We start from the raw sequence: 5599 nt of genomic DNA, 5'->3' as shown, positions 1-5599 counted from the left end.
TGCCATTTGTTTTCATCTAAAAAAACCAACTTCATCCTCTTTCCTCTATAAATTATTCTCTCTATCCTAACATAAGATCAACACGACCTAGGCTAAAACGGCTATAACTGCTGCTATAGCAATCAAGAGTTAATCAGTGAAAACAAAATCAACAATAGTGGGCGAGCAATGAATTAGAGCAGGAGTGTGAGGGACTCCAAGGTGTTCAATTCCAGAAAGCTGATGATCGGACTCGAACCGACGACCTGCTCATTACGAGTGAGCTGCTCTACCAACTGAGCTACATCAGCAACGGTTGATTCGATAGGGGAACCCGCCGCTCCGGAGCAAGCAATCCCAATCTTGATCCTGGGCAGGTTTACTGATCCTAACTCATCCTTGCCTCACTCGGGATCCCCAACGCCATAGCCCCAAAGACAGCCCCAACGTTAGCCACGCCAGCCAATCCCCTGCGCGATTGTAGAAAGTTGTCTCAGAGCGCCGCCTCACCTCTCCCGTGATCACCCCCCGCTGAAAGATGGGGCCGACCTGCTGGAGCCGACCTGAGGGATCCACCACCAAATTGCCGCCGGTGTTGTTGACAAACACCACGCTACGCCGATTTTCCACAGCCCGAAAAACCGAGAGTTTGCCATGCAGCATCGGCCAGTGGCTATTACCAAACCAGCTATCATCCGAAATTACGATCAAAGACTCGGCACCGCGACGAGTCAAAGTTCGGCTGGGCGCAGGCAACACGCTCTCCAAGCAGATCATCACCCCCAAAGGCCCGAAAAGCTCCCCCCCGGCCAAAGGTCGGTAGCCATCCGGCGAGGGCACATAGCGCCCCGACTCGAAATAGGGAAAGATCCACTGCTTGCCAAACCCATCCAGCAAGTTGCCCCGGGCGTCAAACAACAGGGCCGTGTTAAAAAATCGCTGCTCTGGCTCCGGCAAATGGGCTGTGCGGGGATCCGGCTCTGTTGCCCCCGTAATCAAAGCGCCTTCCGGTGGCAGAATCGCTTGCATCGGCTCGATCACGTAAGGCTCTAGGCCGGTATTCAGCAGCCGTGCCCGCAGCGCCCCCTCCGGCCAAATCACCAACTGCGCCCCGGCAGCCACCCCCTGGGCAGAAAGCTGATGCAGCTCCCGGTAGCGCTCCATGCGGTAGTCCCAACTGCGATCGGCTTCCAGCCAAGCCACCTGCTGCACTGCCCCCACCCGAAAGCCGGGATCCCTGTTTTCGACGGCCAAGGCATCGAAGTAAGCCAGGCGCACGCTTCCATAAGCCAAGACCAGCCCCGTCAACCCCAGGCCGCAGGCAAGCGTACTCCAGAAATCTCTGTTCTTGAGCATCTCACCCAAAGCGTTTCTCAGGGATCCCCTAGCCGTCTGCCACCGGCTGGAAATCTGCCTGGCCATCTGCCAAAGAACCCCATTGACGAACACGGCAAAAAAGGTAACCCCCCAGATCCCGGTGACATCGGCCACCTGGATCCCGAGAGGCCAGTCGAACAGCAAGGATCCCCAGTGGAAAGGGATGGGCCACCAGAGCAAGCCCAACAGCCCATCCAAGCCCGTCCAGACCGTGGCCAAACCCAGCGGACGTGCCCAAGCCGGCAGGGGACGACTCAGTTGCAAACTCAGGAGCGTAGCGGTGGTGAAAAAGAGGGGGATCAGGGGAGCCACCACCACGCCCCCTAGGATCTCCCAGGCGCTCAACACCTTAACCGAGAAGGGATCCACCCAGAAGGCGTACAGGCACACCCAAAACCAGAGGCCATAGGCCAAACGCCACCGCGCCCACCCTTGCCGTTGTTCGCACAGGTCAAACAGCGGGGCTAGGCCCAGCAGCGCCCCCGGAAACCAGTGCCACCAGCGGTTGGGGGACCCCAGACAGAGCAGCAGGATGGCTAGACCCATCAGCCAGCGGGATCCCTCGCCTGGGTTTCTCTTTTGGGGCAGATCCTGCCGTTGAGTTGAAGATTTCAGTTCCAGCTTCATCACCTCAATAAAATTCAGCCTCTTCGGGAAACCCCACGGGGATTGAACACGCCCCTGCCGACGGATCCTCTCCAGAGTAGCGCCCTTGCAGCAGCCGCAACTATCTCCTGGAGCACAGGGCTCCTACTGCCCGAATCTGAAGCTGTGTTAACATTTTGCATAACTTCAGGGGGCTGGTGCCTCCCGGCTTGGGTTAGGGATCCCGTCAGCGGTGCGTAGCACTATGGGCAAAGTTTTGGTTTTGAATGCCTCCTACGAGCCGCTCAACATCACCAGTTGGCGCAGGGCGGTCGTTCTTTTGCTCAAGGGCAAGGCCGAGCAAATTGAGCACAATGGCCGAGTGGTGTACGGCAACATTCCTTTGCCCACCGTCATTCGCCTGCGCCACTATGTCCACGTTCCCCATAAGGAGATCCCGCTCACGCGCCGCAACGTCCTCTACCGGGATGGGCACCGTTGTCAGTACTGCGGCTGCTTCGGCGAAGATCTCACCCTGGATCACGTGATCCCTCGCTCCCGTGGCGGCGGAGATACTTGGGAAAATGTGGTCAGTGCCTGTGTGCGTTGCAACGTGAAAAAAGGGAACCGCACCCCCCGCGAAGCCGGTATGCCCCTGCTGCGCCAACCCCGCCGTCCCCACAGCACTCTTTACTTTGAAATCTCCAAAGCCGTCGGCAGTGGTTCCCATCGAGAATGGTCTAAGTACACCATCGGCCTAGAAGGGGATCCCCAGGGGGAATCGTTGGACGACCCAAGCTAGACTGGCCGCCTAAGGATGGAGTTCTGATGCAGGGGCAGCTTTGGAAATGGGGGGAGAAGTGGTGGCCGGGATTCCTGTCTCGATCCACTGGTGGATCAGGGCATTGACCTGTTCTGGACGCTCATCGTGGGGGCAGTGGCCAGCCTCCAGGAAGTATTCCATCGCTTGAGGGTAGTGGGCCCGGTAGAGCTTAGAGCGTTCCCGCGCCCGCATCCAGGGATCCCGCTCTCCCCAGATCAACAACAGCGGGCGCACCAGGCTGCGCAGCAGCTCATCTACATAGCGTCCCTTCTGGCCGCCTCGCATCAAGGCCACAAACACATCGGCAGCACCCGGATCCTGGGTGGGGCGATGAATGTCCTCGACCAGCTGATCGGTCACGGCTGCCGGGTCGTAGTAAACCTGCTTCAGCTTGGCTCGGATCACGTGCGGCTGCCGCAAATACTGAAACAGCAGGTAAGACACCAGGCGCTGGCGCAGGCCCCAGCCCACCAATCCGCCTATCCATTGCCGCCATCCGGTCGGGGATCCCTTGAGCGTGGAAAACCCACCTGCCCCATTCAAAAGCACCACGCCCCGCACCCACTCCGGCCACTCCGCCGCAAAACTGAGCACCACATAGCCGCCCAGGGAGTTGCCGATCCCCACCACAGGCCGACGGATTACCTGTTGGCAAAAGTCCCGCAGTTGATCCCGCCAGATTTCGGTGCGGTAGTCCCAGTTGGGCTTGGCAGAGCGACCGAAACCCAGCAAATCGATGGCGTACACCTGGTAGTGTTGAGCCAATTCGGGAATGTTCTTGCGCCAGTGGTCGGTGGAGGCTCCAAAGCCGTGCACCAGAAGCAGAGGCTGCCCCTGCTCACCCTGTTTGACGTAATGAACTGACTGCCCTCGCCAGATCCACCGCGCCGAAATGGGAGTGGCCGATACCGATGTCGAAGCCATAGGAGTTGCTTGTAAGCCTTTCTTAATTCTAGGTTCTTTGCAGCTACTCCGGGGGGAAGCCCACCCTCTACGGGCAACGTAAGAGCAGTGGGCCTGTTAGACATAACCTCTGCTTTTTAGGCTTTGTATCACCAGGTCAATACATTCGGAGATGCTTTGCTCGGCAGTTTTGCACACCACCTCCGGCTGTTCCGGCGGCTCGTAGGGATCGTCGATGCCGGTAAAGTTCTGGATTAAGCCTGCCCGCGCCTTTCGATAGAGGCCCTTCACATCCCGGCGTTCGCACACCTCCAAAGGGGCATCCACAAAGACCTCGATGAAGCTGCCAATATATCGCCGTACCTCCTGCCGCACCGCCCGATAAGGGGAAATAGCCGACACCAGCACAATCACCCCGTGCCGAGTCAGCATCTCCGCCACAAAGCCGATGCGGCGAATGTTCTCCTCCCGATCCACTTTGCTGAAGCCCAGACCCTTGGTGAGATGTTGCCGCACCAGGTCCCCATCGAGCACTTCCACCGGCAGCCCCCAAGCGCGCAACTGCTGGGCCACGCCGCAGCTCAGGGTGGTTTTGCCCGCCCCGCTCAATCCCGTAAACCAGACCGTTACCCCCCGCCGCGACATCGGTTCGTAGGGATCCCTGAATCTTTGGCCCCGCCAGAATATCATCTCCAAAGCAGGGTGGTACACTCGAAACACGGCTTGCGTCAGCCCCAAAGCGCTCCGCGCCGCCAACACGACAGCAATCTTTTACCGGCCATGTCTCCTCTAACTTCGCCTCTTGCCAGTGCCCCCTCGGGATCCCCGACAACTGCCGAGCTGTTTGCCGAGCATGTGATGGCCACCTATGGGCGCTATCCCCTGACCTTGGTGCGCGGGCAGGGGTGTCGAGTTTGGGATGAGCAGGGGCGGGAGTACCTGGATTTTGTGGCCGGCATTGCTACCTGTACTCTGGGGCATGCCCACCCGGTGTGGATTCAGGCGCTCACCGAGCAGGCGCAACAGTTGCATCATGTTTCCAACCTTTACTACAACCAGCCGCAGGCGCAACTGGCCCAATGGCTGACCCAGCACTCCTGTGCCGACAAGGTGTTTTTCTGCAACTCAGGGGCGGAAGCCAATGAGGGAGCCATTAAGCTGGCTCGCAAGTATGCCCACACGGTGCGCGGGATCCAAGATCCGGTGATCCTCACCGCCCATGCCAGCTTCCATGGCCGCACCCTGGCCACCGTTACCGCCACCGGCCAGCCGAAATACCAGAAAGACTTTGCCCCTCTGGTGCCCGGCTTTGATTACGTTCCCTACAATGACATCGAGGGCACAGCAGCAGTGTTGGATCGCTGGGGCGAGCGGGTGTGTGCCGTGCTGTTGGAGCCGTTGCAGGGGGAAGGGGGGGTTGTCCCGGGGGATCCCGCCTATTTTCAATGGTTGCGCCGGATCTGCAGCGAGCGGGGCGTTCTGCTGATGTTGGATGAGGTGCAGGTGGGCATGGGCCGTACCGGCATGCTGTGGGGCCACTGTAACCTGGGGGTGGAGCCGGATGTGTTCACCTTGGCCAAGGGCCTGGCCGGTGGGATCCCCATCGGGGCCTTGTTGGCGAAAGACTTTTGCGCCGTGTTTCAGCCGGGGGATCACGCCAGCACCTTTGGGGGCAACCCCTTGGCTTGTGCGGTGGGCCTGGCGGTTTGCCGCACGCTAATGTCGGAGAGTTTGGTTTGGAATGCCCAGCAGACAGGGGTGTATCTGCGTCAGGGGCTGTCCCGCTTGGCGGAGCAGTTTCCGCAGCTCGTTGAGCAAGTGCGGGGCTGGGGCCTGATTCAGGGCTTGGTGGTGCGCATCCCGGCGGCTGAAGCGGTCAAGGCGGCGATGGACTGCGGGCTGTTGTTGGTGCCGGCAGGATCCCAGGTGGTG

At 59.6% G+C, this 5599-nt stretch carries 5 protein-coding genes and 1 tRNA gene; 2 read left to right on the top strand and 4 right to left on the bottom strand.

The features are described 5' to 3' along the window. Nucleotides 1-217 precede the first annotated feature (217 nt). Both NW838_RS07595 and lnt read right to left on the bottom strand, forming a co-directional pair. A tRNA-Thr gene (locus NW838_RS07595) sits at nt 218-290 on the bottom strand. A gap of 82 nt (nt 291-372) precedes the next feature. Beyond that, the gene (gene lnt / locus NW838_RS07590) at nt 373-1983 is read right to left on the bottom strand and encodes an apolipoprotein N-acyltransferase (RefSeq protein WP_414427793.1); all 1611 of its coding nucleotides are present in this window, start codon (nt 1981-1983) and stop codon (nt 373-375) included. 223 nt (nt 1984-2206) lie between these two features. On the opposite strand from lnt, the gene NW838_RS07585 reads away from it, so the two are divergent. Next, nucleotides 2207-2743, top strand: coding sequence for an HNH endonuclease (locus NW838_RS07585; RefSeq protein ID WP_414355844.1), 537 nt, complete (start codon nt 2207-2209; stop codon nt 2741-2743). Nucleotides 2744-2752: 9 nt separating this feature from the next. Here the strand turns inward: NW838_RS07585 and NW838_RS07580 are convergent, their stop codons facing one another. Then, on the bottom strand, nt 2753-3688 hold the full coding sequence (locus tag NW838_RS07580; RefSeq protein WP_414355845.1) for an alpha/beta fold hydrolase: 936 nt from the start codon (nt 3686-3688) through the stop codon (nt 2753-2755). 96 nt (nt 3689-3784) lie between these two features. Next, nucleotides 3785-4312: an adenylyl-sulfate kinase gene (cysC, locus tag NW838_RS07575; RefSeq protein ID WP_414355885.1), complete on the bottom strand. Its 528-nt coding sequence runs from the start codon at nt 4310-4312 to the stop codon at nt 3785-3787. A gap of 135 nt (nt 4313-4447) precedes the next feature. Between cysC and NW838_RS07570 the strand changes: the two genes are divergently transcribed. Continuing rightward, a partial coding sequence (locus tag NW838_RS07570; protein WP_414427792.1) for an aspartate aminotransferase family protein occupies nt 4448-5599 on the top strand: 1152 nt, incomplete at its 3' end.

The organism is Synechococcus sp. R55.2 (assembly GCF_047462075.1).
In the GTDB taxonomy this organism is placed as follows: domain Bacteria; phylum Cyanobacteriota; class Cyanobacteriia; order Thermostichales; family Thermostichaceae; genus Thermostichus.
Note: the sequence above shows the minus strand (reverse complement) of the source record. Positions and strands in the feature narration are given on the sequence as shown.